A 17,389-nucleotide genomic window follows, 5' to 3' on the forward strand; every position below is an offset into this window, starting at 1 on the left:
TTGCTATACTATTAATTAATTAGACATCTTTTAAGAAAGGAATTTTGATTATGGTAGACAAACGTAAATCTCCACGAAAATTTGACGAAGAGTTTAAAAAATCAATCGTAAAACTCTATCAAGGCGGTAAATCACAAAATGCTTTAGCTAGTGAATATGGAATCGCCCTCTCCTCTGTGGCTCGCTGGGTGAAGCAATATTCTGAAGTCCAAATTGATGATGATACGATCCTCACGGCTCGACAGATCAAGCAATTACAGAAACGAAACCTTCAGCTAGAAGAAGAAAATTTAATCTTAAAAAAAGCGATTGCCATATTCACGCCACACTCAACGAACGACTAAATGCGATTCGTATTTTACGTCATGAACACTCTGTTGTTACGCTTTGCAGGGTTCTTAAGGTTAATCGTTCGACTTACTACAAACGTTTTTCTGGAAAAATTGCCCCTAGAACAGCAGAAAATCAACAGTTAAGAAAGACGATCTTAGAAATCTATATACTCTCTAAAAAACGAATAGGCCCTGCAAAAGTAAGACGTATGCTTATACGTGACTATGGCATTTCTATTAGTATTGGTCGCGTTTATCGACTAATGAGCTCCATGAACTTACCTAAAATGTCTACAGTAAAACCTGTCTTTAAACCGACTACAGGTCAGGTTTCTTTGAAGCGCCCAAATCATTTGAAGCAAGCATTTAACCCACCTGCACCAAACCAAGTGTGGACCAGCGACTTTTCTTATATTCCTATTGGGAAAAAATCGTTTGTTTATCTTTGCGTGATTTTAGATTTATTTTCTAGAAAAGTCATTGCTTGGACTGTCAGTAAAAAGATAGATACTACTTTAGCTATTACAACAATTGAAAAAGCAATTCAAGTCAGAAAGCCTACGGCTTCTGTTCTTTTTCACACTGATCAAGGTTCCCAATATACTTCATTTGAATTCAGAAAGTTTTTAGAAAATCATTCTATTGTCCAATCCTTATCGAAACCTGGTTATCCTTGGGACAACGCTGTAACAGAAGCTTTCTTCAAATACATGAAGAAAGAAGAACTCAACAGAAGAACCTTTTCTTCTCTTCAAGAAGTCCATCTTGCTTGCTTTGAATATATTGAGGGATTCTACAACTCGCAGCGCCCTCATGGAACCTTAGATATGCTTACACCAAATGAAATGGAGGATAAATACTTTGATTCTCACTAAGTACTTGCTCTTTTTGTGTCTACTTTATTGATATTTATCCATTTATGATACCTTATTTCCTACTCAATATTTTTCAAACAAAATCTCTATACATTCTCCATGTTTGTATTTTTTCATAAATTTCTTATTACCATTTTATCCATAATGAATTAAGGCTTCCTAAAAATAAAATCCCATCATGTTCTAATTACAAGTATTTAAGATCATCAGATAGAGGAGGTTCATCAGAGCACCAGCCCAGTAATAAATTTTGTCTAAAAGTCTCTTCTACCATAGTTTGCCAATAATCAAACATGTTTTCTTTCTTAATCACTTTAAATGATTGAGATAAATTAGAGGTTAATTCAAATTTCTCATCATTAAAATCTAATTTTATGTCAGAAAAATTCTGAGCAGAATCCGCCAATCGACACGGAAAAAAACTAAACATATTATTAATGTCTTCATTAGAATCATTAAACATCGCAGCACTGTATAATGTCCATTTGCTATCTCTGTCTGATATAGATAGAACCCTATCAGTTACAGTTGTTTTAAATACACCTGAAGTCGCTTCAATCCTCTTCCCTATATCTTTTTTTGTATACACACATTCACGATTTCCGACAACAAACACAGTATCTACATAAAATTTTTCACTATGCCTACTTCCAAATAATATTATATCTCCTCTGTTTAAATCATGTAAACCTATCCCTTTTCCTTTTGTCTTTTGTAAACAATTAGAATAAAAAAATCGCTTACCTAATACATAAGGGTCTGTATTTTGATATTTACAATTAGTTTTTTTTATTTTTGGAACTGGTGTAGGGGTATGCAAGTATTTAATTTTATCCCTATTTTGATCACCAGAAAAAATTTGGTTTCTTGACCTAGACACACGCTCCACGCTGGTAGGCGGCTCCCACTCTGCCCAAAAAAGCAACTCCTTATCTTTCCCCGATTCGATTTTGGCTTCCAAATTTTTAAGATTGCTAATATAGTTACCTCTATATTTCAAAAGTTTTCTATTATGATTGCTCTTCAGTTTAGTCCAATTTGCAACACCTTCAACAACTTCTGAGTTATCTTTCCCACCGTGAATAAATTGTATTATTTTCCCCATAACATATTTCCCTCTCATTTTAACTTTCTATTTTTACTAACAAAGATAATTTCCCAATATTTTACACATCTTTAAGCACCACCTTAATTGTACCTAAAATCAACAACTTAATATATAAGTTGATAGCAAAATGATAGCATCCCAAAGAAATTCATAAAATTCTACTTTATTGGGACATACTCAAAACACTTTAAAATCAGTGTTTATACTTCAAAACATATTGTTCTCTTCTTGAGTGGGAATAAAAGGCTAACCTAAATTGAATTGAGAACGCCTATTTATCAGCATTTCTTATCAAGTAAAATGGATAAAAACTACTTAATTTAATATGGTTCCCTGCCAAAAAACCTGCCAAGATTTTTCTTAGCAAGGTTTTCTTATTTAAAATATTTAAAGCTTATTGTTCTTTAGGATGACTATTCTATAACTAATTTTATGTATCCATCATCCTCTTTATTGTATACTCTTTTACCTTCTAAAGAAGCAATTTCTTTAATTGTATCAAAACTTTCAAAATTATCATCATTGCCATCTTCAAGCTCAACTTCCAGATAATTGCCATCTTCAACAATGTGACTTGTGCAGTTCACATAATATTTATCTAAAATATCTTCTAAAGGATACTGCGAGTTTTCATTATTCTCAATCTCAAAGCGCAATGTAATAACATATCTTTTATTTTTCAAATCCTTATAAATTCCATTTTCTAATTCTTCATAGTTCTGTTTGTTTCGATATTTATCTAAAATCACAGTTTTAATATTTTTCATTTTTTTAGCCTCCACTTTGTACATTTAATTTCCTATAATTTTAGAAAAATCTATCCCATCAATACTCCACTTAACTTCAAAAGAAACAGGTCGTGGAGAATTTCCACTATAATTGGCCTTAACTTCTGCTATAACTTTCTTACCTTGATTTAGTGCCTTTGCCCAAGAATTTTCAATTTTTTTAAAATCACTCAAGTTTGCTTTACTTGACTGTGAAAATAAATTATTCAATTCTGGAGACCCGCCAAACCTATCTCCGAAGGCATGCCCTGCATGATCTCCTGGCAATTTACCAGGTGTATTAGGATTATGTGGAAGTCTTCCATCATGAGTTTTGGGTTTTAATTCATCAGGACCTGCTTTTTCCAACCGACCTAAATCATCAGTTTTATAGTTATAATCATGTTCCCCTGCCTTATACTTATTATTCGGCTTCAAATCTTTATGGTACTGATTATAATTATTTGCGAAACTATAGTTAACTGTCGAACTAGCAACACCCATCTTACTAATAGCATCCGAAACAATTGCCACACCCGCTCCTGTAGTTGCTGTACCTGCTACGACTCCTGCTTGTGTGATGCCTGTTAAGGCAAGTGTTCCTCCAGAAAAATAAGTTCCACCTAAACTTAGTCCAGTTATCCCTAATCCTCCAAGTGCTGTAGTTACTCCCGTAGCTAATTGTAACAGAGATTGATTTAAAAGTTCTCTTTGTTGAGCATTCAATTCTTTGTTAGCTTGAGCGGTTAATTCTGCATCATTTACACCATTCTTTAAAATAATGACTCCATCACCTGCACCCATATTCACAGGTAACACTCTCAATATGTTTCCTTCATTATCAAACATCAATAACTGATTCAACTCATTAATAGCTGCTGCCCATTGATCAGCAGGAACATTTTTCAATGCCTCTTTCATAATTTCTTGATAATATTTCCGAGCTGCTTTTGGTAACTGGAGTTCATCCATACCATTTTCTAAAGCGACCTGTTTTCTTGTTGTAGTTACGCTTGTTGATTTAACAGATGTTACCCAAGAAGAATCAAACCCATCAGGAAAAGCGTAAGCTCCTGTTTCTGGATTCACCGTCATTAATCCTAGCACTTCTATAGCTTGCATACCAATCTTTAACTGAGTCAATGAATCACGAAATAAACCATTTGTTTCTGACTGAAAATTGGCTAATGCTTCTAATTTTTCTTGCTCTTCTCTTATTTTATCTTCTAAATTTGAACGTGCCTGTTCTAATCGTTGGTTATCATGGACTAAAGCTTCTAAAGCTCCTTTAGCCAATTTCCCAAGCAATCCTAATTTATTTGAGCATTGAATTTGAAAATTAATCACTGAAATTTGGCGTTGAAATGATTGAATTAATTCATTTTGCACCTGTTCATCAATAACAGCCCATTTATTCACTAATCCGTCCGCTGCTTGATAACTGCTGAGTTCTTCTTTTATTGCATCAACTGCATTATCTACACGTTCAACGGTTGGAAGAATCAAGTCTTGAAATAAGCCTTTCCCTGCTGTATACGCAGCCCCAGATAGCTGTTCACCATCTACTGACTGAATCAAATGTTGACTACCTGACTTTAGTTGTCCTGTAACACCTTTCGCAATAGTGATATTCGTTGTTAACCCTTGAATCAAGGCTATTGAATCTGCACTTATATATTTTACCATTCTAACGCCCCTCGCTCTTTATACAAACGTTCGTTAGTATCCTCTAATTGTCTACTCGATTTTCTATAAGCAGATTCTACCGTTTCTTCCTGAGAACGTAAGACGGATTGAACATTTCTATAAATATCCTGAATTTCCTCTTGGTTATAATGAGCAGTTTTATCTCCAAAGTGAGCAAGTTCTTGATATAATGAAGTAATTCGATCAGTCTGTTGTTTCAATTGCCAACTACTTTCTTCTAACTGTTCCTGCCACTTCCGTTGTTCTCTCTTCAAATCCTCTGAAATTTGCTCATTTTCTTTAATTTGCTTGGTTAATACAATTTTATCATCTTCTATTTTTTGCTTATCCTTTGTCAATATACGACCCCCCCCATTTGGTGAGCAGCTTGACGATCTTGATACTCCATCATTTCTGCAATTTGAGGGAACTTTTCTGCTTGAGACCAGACACACTCTGCAAGATTACTCACTTCACCTACAATTTGATTGGCAATTGTCAATCCGTCTGTCATACTTGATACCGTACTTCCTGAAAAACTGATTGCCTTTTTAGATAAATCTACATTTTTTCCAGTTAATTTAGTTACAGCATTTTGAGCTGCTGCTGTACTTGATGCTATTTTCCCAACCATAAAAAAACTCCTTCATTTATAATTTTTTATATTCTGAATTTTGTTCACTATAAAAATTATGTAATTTCAACTATCTCCCTATTCCTTATGAACTGTTAGAACCTTTCTAGTTGAACGCTTTATTTTAAAAATAATCTAAATAAGTAAACTAATAATAGCAGTTGCTAAAATATGGAAATATAAAATAAATATATTTGTATTGTCAAAAAAGAGGAACCAAACACGTCCCTCACAATGATTATTATTTCATTCAACAATTAGAAATACTTTTTTAGTTCCCTACAGCCCAAGCAAAAATATCAAATAAGAACATTATTATTCTCCCCTTTCTTACTAATGTAATAAAAAGTGGCTTCTATTATAAGAATAGCATATAGAATAATAAGTTCAATCTTTTTTTTAATTTGCATACAAAAAAATACTTAATGGTCTTTTAAACAAATAGCTATCCATCCACTAATCATTGAAACTGTTTACAAATTGTCTTGAATACTCTAAAATAGTAAGTAGAAAGTGGTGTACATTTTTACTCTTCCCCAAGATTTAATTATGACTCACTGCTTTCTTTTCATTATGATTAATTAGATGGATAGTTATTTATTATTAAATAAATAGTGAATGTCAAAAATAAACATTCAAGGTTGCAACCTTAAATCTGCGCTTTTCATTTTATACATTTTTATGACTGAATCACTAAATCTTTTCTATTTGCAATATAGAATTCTAAAACATCTTATACCTTTAAAGAAATATTTCTTATAATTAGTTTATCATGTTCTATTCTGATTGCAATAATAATAATCTAAAAGTGTTATATTCATATAATTTAACGTTTTATTTTTGTTTTTTTACTGTAGATCCCCTGAGAAACAACATATACGATACAATTCTAATCATTTAGAAAAGGAGCAATATAACATGAATGTATATGAAACTTTGAAATTTATAAGAATTTCAAAAAAAATTAAACAAAGAGATATGCTCCCTTCTACAGCCGATCACCAAATTTATAATCGGATTGAAACTGGTCGGCGAAAAATTTCTGTTGATGAACTTTTCGAAGCACTAAACACCTTACAAGTGACCCCATCAGAATTTTTTACTTTAGTTACAAATTATAAAGAAAATCAAATTAAAACAATTGATTCTCACCTGTCAAGCTATTCAAGAAAAAAATTTGAACTAGATGATGAAGATAAAGCACAATTACTAAATGATTATTTTTATTTAAATAATATTGAAACTAAAACAGTATCTGAGCTTTGTTTATTCTGTGATATAAAAGCACTGTGTCATAATATAGTCGTTGAAATAGAACCTATTTCAAAATACGATTTACATTTAATATTTACTATGATAAAAAATAGAAAAAATGGTTACTATACTTATTATGAATATCGACTAGTTTCTAATACAATCATTCTTTTCCCACAAGAAAAAATCAGTTTTCTCTTAGATAAAATGTTTCCAATCGAAAATTTAGAAACTCGCGATGAAAAAGTAATTAATATTGCTTCGTTAGCTTTTAATAACGCTGTTACAGCTTCTCTTCATGAAAGAGATTACAAACAAGCCCTCTATTACATTAAATTAGGAAAACAACAACAAATTAACCCTAGAAATTTTCTGTTCTATTTTTCGTTAGGCTATCTTGAAGATTTACTAAACTACCTTGTTACTGGAAACATTACTTATCTAAATAAAGTCTATACATTTATTGTTCTTCTTGAAAATACAAATGATTCTGATTTTGCAGAGATTTTAAAAGATGAAGTAAAAAAACTAGCTTTTGAAACACAAAGAAAAACACAAAAAAAAGAATTAAAACCCGTCAACATGAGAACAGAGTAACTATACGTAATAACATTTAATTTTAACTAATTAAAATTATCTTTACTTTTGAACACATGCTAAAAAAAATGGAATTAATTTTTGCTATTTTACTTAATAATTGAAAATAATAGAGATACCTCAAAAAAGCTTTGCAAGAACGAATGTTCGATATTATAATAAATGTGTCAAGACAATTTTTGCCGATAAAAAAATAGAAAGTTGGTAATAGATGCTAAATTTAGAAAACATATTAATTCCCGAAATTGCGAAGCGATTAAAAGACTTACGAGTCACTGAATACAGAAAAATTCCTCCCGAACTTATTTCTCATGGTCAAAAGTCGAGGATTCTCAATATAGAAAAGGCGAGATTACCAAAAAGCGGCAACTTCATTTCAGATACACTATTAGATGATTATGCTCGATATTTCACTATCCCAAAAGCTGAATTGATTTTTGGAACATCAGAAGAAACAGAAAAGTATTTATTGTTATTTTTTTTCGAGATATTTAGTACACTAACGCCTGATCGATTTATGAATCAGCTAGGATTGCCAAGAAGAATAGAATCCCTACCTATGCCATTACATGCTGCGATAAAAAATGTGACCTATGCTTTTGCTGATTTCGGTAGATGGTATGAATTAAAACAAGCATATGAAACAGCCGATGAAAAAGAAACGATTGATTTTTTATCCATGTATAAAATCATATGGAGGCTTTGCAAAAAAAAAATTACTCGTTCATTTGAAGAAAAATTAATTCCTGACGTTTTTAATGATAAATTCTATTTCAACCGAATCAATGAAAAAGTGATGAACTGGCTATTATCAGATATTACAACAATTATTTTTCCTGAAATGGTAGAAAAATTGAAAAGCGATAGTATTTTTAAAATGGGATATATTGTAAAAGGGTTAATAGATGAAGCCTTAGTACAGAAATTTTCTCCTTGTTATCTAAAAAATATCCCTTTAGAAGAGTTCTTACCTCCAATAAAAAGCTTTCATGTCCATTTGGAAGAAGAAGATAGAACAGAAGAAAATATGAAAAAACTAGCGGAAGAAACCTTTCGATTTTTACACGCTTCAAAGGAACGTCTTTCTATAGAAGACCTTGAAGCCTTAGATAAAGAAACATTTTTTGAAGGCGTGCGTGGTGTGACTGACGAAAGCAGTCCATTTGTTAATGACACTAGAATTGTTGATGCAGAGGAATTTATTGACTATGTTATGAGCACTCCGACTTTTTTTGATAAGCTCCATGAACTGAACCGCAGAGATAGAAAAATCCCTGGTGTATTAACTGTAAATAGTCATGCATCTACGCTACTACAAGTTAAAGTCAATGAAGTATTTGAAATAATCATTGATGATTTAGTCAGATACCAAAATATTTTTATTAACTGTATTAAATGGGAAGAACTAGAAGATTTTGCAAAATAATAGTGATACTGCATAAAGCAAAAGAGAGTAGACAAGCTAGCTACTCTCTTTTTTTGTGTTTTTTTTTAGGTGTTCAAATTGGTGTTCAAATGACACGAAAATAACACCAATTCTATGGACTTTTTTGTATAGGAATTGAGGTAGAATAATTTTATCAACAGTTGATTGCTCCAACTACTGATTCTTCACAAGACAACATGCATATTTTGCTAGTAGACCGCCCAAAGGAAGAAAAACCAACTTTTTACCAACCTTTTGCCAACTTTCTATCGGATATCCTACTGGTATCAAAGAACAGCGCATAAAACTTTGATGAATCACTGGATAGCCTGCAAGTTATCCATCATGAAAAGCTGAATTTGCAGGTTCGGGCTTTTCACCAACAAAACAATACTAAAAAAATCAGGAGGTTCTCACTTATGAAAACAACTTTTACACAAACAAACGGCTATTCAGAAGCAACGGCACAAAAATTTATCAAATCAGATGTACCAACACAATGCACGACATCATTTATTGAAACACAATATGAATATGTTGACAGACAGCGCACAGATAATATCACAGGTTATAAACTATGGTTTGTACAGGAAGGCTTAAATCCCTTTACCGTTAAATTTGAGAAAGAGCCAACGTTACCCTCGTTTTTATCCATTGTAGAATTTGACAACTTACAAGGAATCGAAATCAGAAACAACGTCTATTTCAAAGCCGATGGCTTCAAGGTTGTGAAATAATGGACGACAAAGACCTTGAACGTTATTTAAACCAAAGTTTGAACATGGCATTATCCATGAATGGGGAATCAACGTACACAAATTCTTTTTTCGTAGAGGTTCGGGCGGACGGATTTTTATTCGTTCCCCGCACTCCTGCGGGTTATCTGATAGACAATGATCTGTACCATAAAATCTTTATTATTGCGAATGCTAGCTTGTACCCTCGTTATACGCTATTAAAACAAAACTCGGCGTATTTCATGCCCCTTGATACAGAGGATATCCACACACAACGAGCTTTGTTCTTTCCGTGGTTTAAAGGCATTAGTGACCGTTTGATTGTTCCGAATCTTTCGGATCATATCAAGCAATTGGCAAAGAATCAGCTACCACTCATGAAAAATCTGACGATTGATTATCGAAAAGTAACCAGTCTTTTGATTGCAGGCAATTCAGGCAGTGGAAAATCCTATTTCTTGACCTATCTTCTTGAATGCCTGCGCCCACTATCAGAGTTAATCATCATTGACCCGAAATTTGACAGCCCGTCACGTTGGGCAAGAAGTCATGATATTTCAGTGATACACCCTGAAAGTAATCGGTCAAAAAGTGACTTTGTTAGTCAAGTGAACGACGCATTAAGCACTGTCTTAAAGACGATTTATGAACGGCAAGAAATACTTTATCATGAACCTTCACATCAATTTGAACATGTCACGGTTGTGATTGATGAAGTACTGGCAATATCTGAGGGCATAAACAAACAAATCAAAGAAGCCTTTATGTCCTTGCTTAGTTCAATTGCTTTATTAGGACGTGCGACCCGTTGCCACCTTGTTCTAGTGTCACAGCGATTTGATTTTAACGCCGTACCTGTCAGTGTACGGGAACAAGCAAATGTATTGGTTCAGATTGGCAATATCAGCAGTAAAACAACCCAATTTTTATTTCCCGACTTGAACCCTGAGGGGATTGTCATTCCAATCGGAAAAGGAACAGGCTTGATACAAGTGATTGACAGTGAACACCCGTATCAAGTTCTACCCTTGCTTACACCCACATTTTATACAGAAAGAGGAATTTTATAAATGAACATGAAAAAATCGTATCTTATGAGAATCTATAACCTTTTGTTATTTCTAGGCATGTTGTTTCTACTTACATGTATCTTTACGCTCTTGCTTCTGTTTGCACAAGGACACCTCATAAATAGTACAGATAACAGCGGACTAATGAACGCTATGAATGACCTTTTCGGGCAATGTCTAACCATTTCTAAGTGTATTGTGAGCGTGATTCCGTTTATTGTCATCGGTTTATTGCTTCCCGAATCTGTTTGCCGGCTAAAAAGTGATTCCCTGATAAATTTAGGGGGTTCCTTCATTGGAACCTTACGATTCAGACAGTTTTTAACCCAGTCAGAGCCTATACCGACTGAAAACGTCACCCTTGCACAAGTGGTATCGGAACGCCCTAAAACAGCGGAAAACAAGACCATTTCACGCTTTAACAGAGCCGTTCATAAATCGGTGCTTGAACTCACCAACAAACAACTACGGTTATTTATCAAAGTGCCCAAAGAGTCACAAGCGCAAAAAATCTTAAAAGAGCATGAAGAACAAATTAAAGAACATGTGGCAAGTCTTTACCCTGACTATCTCATCTCTACCTTTGAGCGAAAAAAATTCGGGTTATGGTTGATTGGTACTAAACGAAACAAATGAATGCCCACCCGTGGCGCTTTTGTTCGGAACGAAAACAAAAAAGCGCCACAACATCTATATGCACATCTATGGAGTCGAAATGATGAAACTCTAGCAGAGCAAATGTCTGGAAATGTACAATTTACTTTTGCGACAAAATCAAGTGTACTATTTAACGGAAATCAAGTAGTAAAAAAATAACCCCTGCCAATTTCCTGCCAACTTAAAAATAATGACATATAAACGTTGATTTATAGCGGTTTATGTAAGCATAATATATGTGGAGTGGGAATAAAATAAAAAAACAGAATTCTGATTAATACAGAATTCTGTTTTTTTATTCATAACAATATAGATTAAACAAATAATTTATTTTTAATCCTACCAAAATGCTGTCATGCAAGTATTACTCATATTCCCTCCGTGGGCTGTAAAGTTAATATATCTTGCTCCCATAGTCCAACCATCTGCAATTATTAGGAAGTTTGAATTAACTGTGGTCTTCTTACCAATATGATACCCTTGTACGACAACTGAATGACCTGACCCTTTTACAACACTATACCCAAAAATAAAATTTCTATTATTTCGCAAATAAGATTTCATTTGTGAAAAGACAGGTTTCTGAATTTGAGCAGAATTTACAGTTTTACCTTTTGATCTAGCTAAACTATTCATTGCCGGAATAAGTTTATTATCATATGTCGATCCATAGGAAATCGTTTTACCGTATTTAGTTGCAGTCTTATAAGTTGTTGTCCCTGAATCTTTCCAAAGTTTGTTGTAAGTTGCATTAATCGTTTTAGGATCGTATGTTGCTCCTCTTGAGATACCCAGCTTCTCTGCGATAATACTCATCGCTGTGACTGAACATGCAAACTTACCTGAGTGGGCTTCAGCATCACCTTGTAACATAGGGATAAATGCTCCAACTCCAAATGATTCAACATAAGAATATCCCGAATTAGAAGGATAACTTGTCATAGCATCTTCTGAATGTCCATAAGAAGCTTGATTACTATAGCTAGCATCTTGATTTTCCAACTCTTCAATAAAACTCTCTGGATCTTCTATACCCGTAGCTGTACTAGCAACAACATTTTCAATATTTACACTGTACACGGTAGCTTCATTTGAAATGATAACTTTCTCTTCAACTGAAACATTATTCGTATTGACATCCGTTTCCTCATCTATTACTTCAACCAGATTATTAAATAAACTAGTCGCATTTTCGTTTAAATTAAATTCCGATATATAATCTTCTTTCAATCGATTATCTACTATTACATATCCATGGTCTTTATTATCTATCTGCATCCGACAATCATACCCAATAAAATTTTTGTCGCCATCGTAAATAGGAATCATCTCTGAAATTTTAAAATTTTTCCCTACATCCGTACTATTAGAAAATTCGAGTGCAATTTTTGCATAGGCTTCTTTATTTTCAAAATTAAGTAATGGAGAATTTTTAACATCTTTCTCTGAAATTATTTCATTCGAATATTTTTCAGTTGTATCTTCATTTAAAAACTCTTGAAATTCACTTGCTTCGGCGTATCCAGTTCCCATGAGCGAACAAATACCCATTAACCCAGCTACCAACAACGTTAATCTCTTATTTTTCATTTTCATCTTTAACACTCCCTCTGATTATATTTGAAATTCTACTAATTTCTATTTGCTTTTTAGTACTGATTCTATCCATCGGATAAAAAATCGTAACATGTTCTCCTACTCTAAGACTGTCAATATAAAAACGAATCTCCGAATCATTTAACACTGCATTTGATTCATCAAAAACGTCATCAGAAAATTTAACTATGACAGATGTACCTTTCTTTAAATTTTCTACGTCTTCCAACAGCTTAATGGAGAACTCATTATTTCCTTTTTCTTGAACTACTCCTTGAATTTGTAAGGGAGGTAATTCATTTCGCGCAACTTCTTTTTGTCGATTTGCATTCCAAATAAAATAAACAACAGTAATTACGATAACAGTAATTAATACTATGCAAATTTTTTTTATATTCAACTAACCTCCCTCCTTGAAGTTCGTTCTAGATGTAATCTTACATCAATGACAATTTTCCCATTTTGTTCATTATAACTTACATAATATAAATTCAGAATATTTTAAATATTAAATATTGTCAAGTCTTTTTTATGTATACTTTATTAAATTACGGAAGATAATTTAGAAATCGTCCGTAACTCTGATTCGATTTTACGTGAAGAGATTGCCAATACTGGTTTAGATCGTGATATTCGGCAGTACTTTACTGTATTGCCTGGTATCCGCAGTGTGGGTGTGATGGGTGATGGTCGTACGTATGATTATACGGTTGGTATTCGTGCAGTGACTTCGATTGATGGAATGACAGCTGATTTTGCGAGAATTCCTTGGGATGTGTTGCAGAAGATTTCTGTGAGGATCGTGAATGAAGTGGATCATGTGAATCGGATTGTTTATGATATTACGAGTAAGCCACCTGCTACTGTTGAGTGGGAGTAAAAGAAAAGCGTGTAGACCCCTTTAATCATAAAGGTTCTACACGTTTTTTTTGATATAGCGTAATCATTTTACAACCAATCGACCAACAAGTAATTTTTATAGTCAATCTTAAAATAATTTCATAAATTTTGCCGTACATTATTTTTCCAATAACTAAGATGATTTCTTATGAATCCGTTTCTAACTATTTCTCACAATTAAAGGATTGACTCTTTTTAATTTAATTGGGATAATGAGTTTATAGTAACATTTTCTTTACATATTTGTTCCTGTACCAACATCCTGATAATTAAAGGAGAATGAGCCTTTGAAAAAGAAAAAATGGTTCCTTGTTTTACTTGTACTTATACTAATTGGAGGTGTCAGTTTGTTTACTTTTAATCAAAATGCGAAGGAAAGAAAAGAGCAACAAATAATAAAAATGGAAACAATAACAGCAAAACAAATTAAAAATACCTTTGCGAATGTGACAAAAATTGAATTCGATGAGGAATACGGTGAAAATAAATTAACAGGCTATACGGAAGTTATGGTTACAGTATCAACTAGCTATGGCGTAAGTTCAGAAATTGGAGTAAGTATGTCTCCTAAAGATAACATTGATGAGTCCTATTTAGGAAGTGGAGAATTGCCTGTTTTGAAAAAGGGGCTAACAGAGACTAAGGTTATAGTTATTTTCTCTAATAAAGAGGAAAGGAGTTTTTAATCAATGGCGACAGAAAAGGTATTAAAAGACTTAAATCAAGAAGTTTATAAAGTTGATCCTGATTATAAAGACAATGGAAATAAAATTAAATACACAGATAAAGAAGATAATCAATTGGAAAAAAATGAACGCAACATTGTAAGGATTCCAGGAGAAGGGGAATTCAAAGTACTTTCAGTAAAAGATGGAGATTATGGATTTCAAGGAATGGCTGTAGCACCGATAGTAAACGGTACACCAGATATATCTCAAGTAACAGTTGTGGCAGCTGGAACGTATCCTGACGATGGAAGAGATTTTAAAGCTGCTTTAAAAGGGATGTCTCCCAATGGTTCCCCTCAAGCAGACGTTGCTTTACAGTATGTGGGAGACCTTATTGATAATAATCCAAATTGGACGATTAATCAGTTATCTGGCTATTCCCAATCAGCTTATATGCTAAAAGTGGGAGCTCATTTTCAAATCCCAGCTACAGTGTTTAGTGGCTGGTTTCAATATCGCTCCTTAACACCAGCGGAAGAAAAATTTATGAAAGAAAATCCTCATTTATTTTTAAATTATCGGCAAAAAAATGACGATGTGACGAAATGGAATGATTTCAATTCTAAATGGGGAAATAGTGATGATTTTGGAACAATTGTATGGGTAGATGGTAATAGTCATAAATTAACCAGCTGGGAATTTGATAAAAAAACAGGACAGCTAAAGATATCAGATAGTTTGGGTAATTCCGAAGGATCTATGATACAAGCTAGTTATTTTCTGATGCGTGGATTTTTAACTCAATTGACTATGTTAGATCAACTAAAAGCCAAACTAACTGCCAGTGGTGGCGGACTATCAAAGAATGAGAAAATTTATTTAGATGACCAACAGGCGTTACTAGCAGTTAATACAGGGCGAGCAGCTTATCAAAATGCGATGGCTAATGCTATAAAAGTATATCAAAATGCAATTACAGATGCAGAAAATATCTGGCAAGAAACATTACGGGAAGCCCGTTCTCAAATAGAAGTACTGTCTGATAATGAAATGAAGGATAATTTATCGGCGATAGGAGCTACTGAACAAAGAATAGTCGGTGAACCAACAGAATTTTTTCAGCAAAAAATCAATAAAGCAAAAACGATGGATGAAAAATTTGAATCGTTAGCGAAAGAAATCAAAAGTAAAATCGATAAAATGGTTCAAACAGATCAACAACTAGCGCAACAATTAAAGCCTTAAAAAGGAGCTAATAGATGAAAGAGGAACAGATTACAGGCGATTATCAGCGAAAACGCCGTGAACTAGAAGAAGATGAAGATATTCTAAAAAATACGCAACGAACAGGAGAACAATTGATACAAGAAACGTTATCAGATATTTATCGAATTGTTCAACAATCAGCTATAGATAGCGAGCCTTTCGATCGTGTAAAACAATCAATTATGCAAGTAGAAAATGACTATCACGAAGCGTTATCAAGAGCAAAAAAACAGCTATATCAGCAACAAGAAAAACTTGAACAAGACTATCGAAATGACCTCCAAAAAGCAAATAAAGAATAAGGAGTTGTTCTATTGGAAGAATTAGCAAAAAAATTATTGAAAGAGTTAAAAAAGAATTTAGAAAAAATACGTGTACAAGCAATTGGTTCAGCCAAGATACAGAAATCTCATAACATGAAACAAGAATCTAAAAAGCAAGGTGAAACAGCCATAGAAAGTGCTAAAAAGGCATTGTCTTCTTCCTCTCAAACTTTAGAAGGAGCAGTTAAAGGTCAGTTTGGAAAAAAAGTAACAGAAGCTTTTGAGAAGCAACAACAAACTTTAGATAAGCTATCTTCTTAGCATTCAATGATTAAATTGATAACACTTTGATAACACTCTACTAAAATTGAGTACATTTTAAACAAACTCAAATCACTTAAAATGGCGTAAACTCAACTATTACGTGCTGTGAAAAACTAATTTATTTTTGAGTGGGAATAATTAATAAGAACCATATAACTCTTTTACAGTAAAGAGTTATATGGTTCTTATTTTGCCGCAACCAATAAATCATTAAATAGTACATGATTTATCTGATTTGATGCTTTACTATTTTATAAGCTACTTACATTGTCATCCTATTCCTTTTACTCTTTTGATAAACTAAAATAGCTATGATAAAAATAATACCTGTAATTTTGACGAACACATTACTGTAAAAAAGAAGAAACAACGGAATAAGTATTGAGACTACTTTATATGTCCATTTTACAAATAGCTTGCCAGCTTTTCTTTCGCTCTCATTCTCGGGAGCTGATTTATAGCTATTCGCATCAAATGGATTCCTAGCTAAAAATAATCCGTTTGACTTATCTATAAGTAGCGCCAATAAAAAAACTATCAAACTAAACACTATCAAAAATAATAATACTTGATCTTTTGAAGAAAAAATAGTTTCCATCTCAATATCTCCTTACAAAATGTTTTCAATTAATTATAGTTTATTCAATTGATTTTTCGACTTATACTAGTTTTTAACAACGTATTTCGTTTTACTTTCTTTCTCAGAAAATATATTTCCTTCTGTTTCTTCCCTATTTGACATATACTATACTTTCTTCTCTGCTCTCACTGTTAAGCTCGTAATGGATTGTTACCTTAGCTTCTTTTTCCTTGAGCTGCGAAAGTTCATTAGTCAAATCCAATTCAGTCTCTTCCTGACTCAAAATATTTGTTGTTATTATTGTAAGACCGCGAGTCTCATCAATCGACTCCCATTTGTTATCTTTCTTTATTGAAAACTCAGTCTCTGATTCTAAAATCGTAATAATATCTTTTGTCTCATTTTTAATAAACAATTTCATACCTTGAAACTTCAAAACAATTGGTGAGTCTTCATCCTTTGTATCTTTAGTATTACTACCAATCTTTGAACAACCTACTACCAACAATAATAACATCCCTATTAAACAAAATTTTTTCATCCGTTCTCCTCCCTTGATAATAAATAAATCATATCATAATAAGGCTTTTCAAAAAAACTACTTTAAATTTATTCATTTTTTTAAGATACTCATATCATACATTTTTGT

General features: G+C 32.9%; 19 protein-coding genes and 1 pseudogene. 11 read left to right on the plus strand and 9 right to left on the minus strand.

Features of this window, described 5'->3' with window-relative positions; genetic code table 11:
* Positions 1-50: 50 nt before the first annotated feature.
* Positions 51-1,207 (plus strand): IS3 family transposase gene (locus A5866_RS09405; RefSeq protein WP_339099656.1). Its coding sequence is split into 2 segments (ribosomal slippage): positions 51-309 and positions 309-1,207, totalling 1,158 coding nucleotides; the frame shifts between segments, so codons are not numbered across the junction.
* 187 nt (positions 1,208-1,394) lie between these two features.
* Here A5866_RS09405 and A5866_RS09410 read toward each other — a convergent pair.
* The 5 genes from A5866_RS09410 to A5866_RS09430 all read right to left on the minus strand — a co-directional run bounded on the left by A5866_RS09410 (position 1,395) and on the right by A5866_RS09430 (position 5,402).
* Entirely contained in the window at positions 1,395-2,312 is a 918-nt protein-coding gene (locus A5866_RS09410; RefSeq protein ID WP_339099657.1) for a hypothetical protein, read from the minus strand.
* 416 nt (positions 2,313-2,728) lie between these two features.
* Positions 2,729-3,082: a hypothetical protein gene (locus A5866_RS09415; protein ID WP_086443700.1), complete on the minus strand. Its 354-nt coding sequence runs from the start codon at positions 3,080-3,082 to the stop codon at positions 2,729-2,731.
* A gap of 24 nt (positions 3,083-3,106) precedes the next feature.
* Positions 3,107-4,768, minus strand: coding sequence for a DNA/RNA non-specific endonuclease (locus A5866_RS09420; protein WP_086443699.1), 1,662 nt, complete (start codon positions 4,766-4,768; stop codon positions 3,107-3,109).
* Complete coding sequence (locus tag A5866_RS09425) at positions 4,762-5,127, minus strand: hypothetical protein (RefSeq protein WP_086443698.1); 366 nt, start codon at positions 5,125-5,127, stop codon at positions 4,762-4,764. Before A5866_RS09425 ends, A5866_RS09420 begins: the two co-directional genes overlap by 7 nt.
* Positions 5,124-5,402 (minus strand): hypothetical protein, encoded by a 279-nt coding sequence (locus A5866_RS09430; RefSeq protein WP_086443697.1) that lies wholly within the window; start codon positions 5,400-5,402, stop codon positions 5,124-5,126. The genes A5866_RS09425 and A5866_RS09430 overlap by 4 nt, the downstream gene beginning before the upstream one ends.
* Positions 5,403-6,320: 918 nt before the next feature.
* Here A5866_RS09430 and A5866_RS09435 point away from each other — a divergent pair.
* The 5 genes from A5866_RS09435 to A5866_RS09455 all read left to right on the plus strand — a co-directional run bounded on the left by A5866_RS09435 (position 6,321) and on the right by A5866_RS09455 (position 11,122).
* Positions 6,321-7,253 (plus strand): helix-turn-helix transcriptional regulator, encoded by a 933-nt coding sequence (locus A5866_RS09435; RefSeq protein WP_339099658.1) that lies wholly within the window; start codon positions 6,321-6,323, stop codon positions 7,251-7,253.
* A gap of 211 nt (positions 7,254-7,464) precedes the next feature.
* Positions 7,465-8,679, plus strand: coding sequence for a hypothetical protein (locus A5866_RS09440; protein ID WP_086443696.1), 1,215 nt, complete (start codon positions 7,465-7,467; stop codon positions 8,677-8,679).
* 419 nt (positions 8,680-9,098) lie between these two features.
* Positions 9,099-9,416 (plus strand): hypothetical protein, encoded by a 318-nt coding sequence (locus A5866_RS09445; protein ID WP_086443695.1) that lies wholly within the window; start codon positions 9,099-9,101, stop codon positions 9,414-9,416.
* Positions 9,416-10,486 carry a cell division protein FtsK gene (locus tag A5866_RS09450; RefSeq protein ID WP_086443694.1) on the plus strand — a complete coding sequence of 357 codons (1,071 nt, stop codon included), beginning with the start codon at positions 9,416-9,418 and terminating at the stop codon, positions 10,484-10,486. The genes A5866_RS09445 and A5866_RS09450 overlap by 1 nt, the downstream gene beginning before the upstream one ends.
* Positions 10,487-11,122, plus strand: coding sequence for a hypothetical protein (locus A5866_RS09455; RefSeq protein WP_086443693.1), 636 nt, complete (start codon positions 10,487-10,489; stop codon positions 11,120-11,122).
* Positions 11,123-11,482: 360 nt separating this feature from the next.
* Here A5866_RS09455 and A5866_RS09460 read toward each other — a convergent pair whose 3' ends face one another.
* Both A5866_RS09460 and A5866_RS09465 read right to left on the minus strand, forming a co-directional pair.
* Positions 11,483-12,739 carry a hypothetical protein gene (locus tag A5866_RS09460; protein ID WP_086443691.1) on the minus strand — a complete coding sequence of 419 codons (1,257 nt, stop codon included), beginning with the start codon at positions 12,737-12,739 and terminating at the stop codon, positions 11,483-11,485.
* Positions 12,723-13,139, minus strand: a complete 417-nt coding sequence (locus A5866_RS09465; RefSeq protein ID WP_086443690.1) for a hypothetical protein — start codon at positions 13,137-13,139, stop codon at positions 12,723-12,725. The genes A5866_RS09460 and A5866_RS09465 overlap by 17 nt, the downstream gene beginning before the upstream one ends.
* A gap of 147 nt (positions 13,140-13,286) precedes the next feature.
* Here A5866_RS09465 and A5866_RS09470 point away from each other — a divergent pair.
* The 5 genes and pseudogenes from A5866_RS09470 to A5866_RS09490 form a co-directional block, all read left to right on the plus strand.
* A pseudogene (locus tag A5866_RS09470) lies at positions 13,287-13,619 on the plus strand (GMP synthase (glutamine-hydrolyzing)); the annotation flags it as partial.
* Positions 13,620-13,926: 307 nt separating this feature from the next.
* Positions 13,927-14,325: a hypothetical protein gene (locus A5866_RS09475; RefSeq protein ID WP_086443689.1), complete on the plus strand. Its 399-nt coding sequence runs from the start codon at positions 13,927-13,929 to the stop codon at positions 14,323-14,325.
* A gap of 3 nt (positions 14,326-14,328) precedes the next feature.
* Positions 14,329-15,552: a hypothetical protein gene (locus tag A5866_RS09480; RefSeq protein ID WP_086443688.1), complete on the plus strand. Its 1,224-nt coding sequence runs from the start codon at positions 14,329-14,331 to the stop codon at positions 15,550-15,552.
* Between the two features lie 14 nt (positions 15,553-15,566).
* Positions 15,567-15,875 (plus strand): hypothetical protein, encoded by a 309-nt coding sequence (locus tag A5866_RS09485; RefSeq protein ID WP_086443687.1) that lies wholly within the window; start codon positions 15,567-15,569, stop codon positions 15,873-15,875.
* A 12-nt stretch (positions 15,876-15,887) separates the two neighbouring features.
* The gene (locus A5866_RS09490) at positions 15,888-16,157 is read left to right on the plus strand and encodes a hypothetical protein (RefSeq protein ID WP_086443686.1); all 270 of its coding nucleotides are present in this window, start codon (positions 15,888-15,890) and stop codon (positions 16,155-16,157) included.
* A 265-nt stretch (positions 16,158-16,422) separates the two neighbouring features.
* Here A5866_RS09490 and A5866_RS09495 read toward each other — a convergent pair whose 3' ends face one another.
* Both A5866_RS09495 and A5866_RS09500 read right to left on the minus strand, forming a co-directional pair.
* Positions 16,423-16,758: a hypothetical protein gene (locus A5866_RS09495; RefSeq protein WP_086443685.1), complete on the minus strand. Its 336-nt coding sequence runs from the start codon at positions 16,756-16,758 to the stop codon at positions 16,423-16,425.
* Positions 16,759-16,891: 133 nt separating this feature from the next.
* On the minus strand, positions 16,892-17,281 hold the full coding sequence (locus A5866_RS09500; RefSeq protein ID WP_086443684.1) for a hypothetical protein: 390 nt from the start codon (positions 17,279-17,281) through the stop codon (positions 16,892-16,894).
* Positions 17,282-17,389 lie beyond the last annotated feature (108 nt).

The sequence above is a fragment of the Enterococcus sp. 12C11_DIV0727 genome (genome assembly GCF_002148425.2).
Lineage (GTDB): Bacteria > Bacillota > Bacilli > Lactobacillales > Enterococcaceae > Enterococcus_L > Enterococcus_L lemimoniae.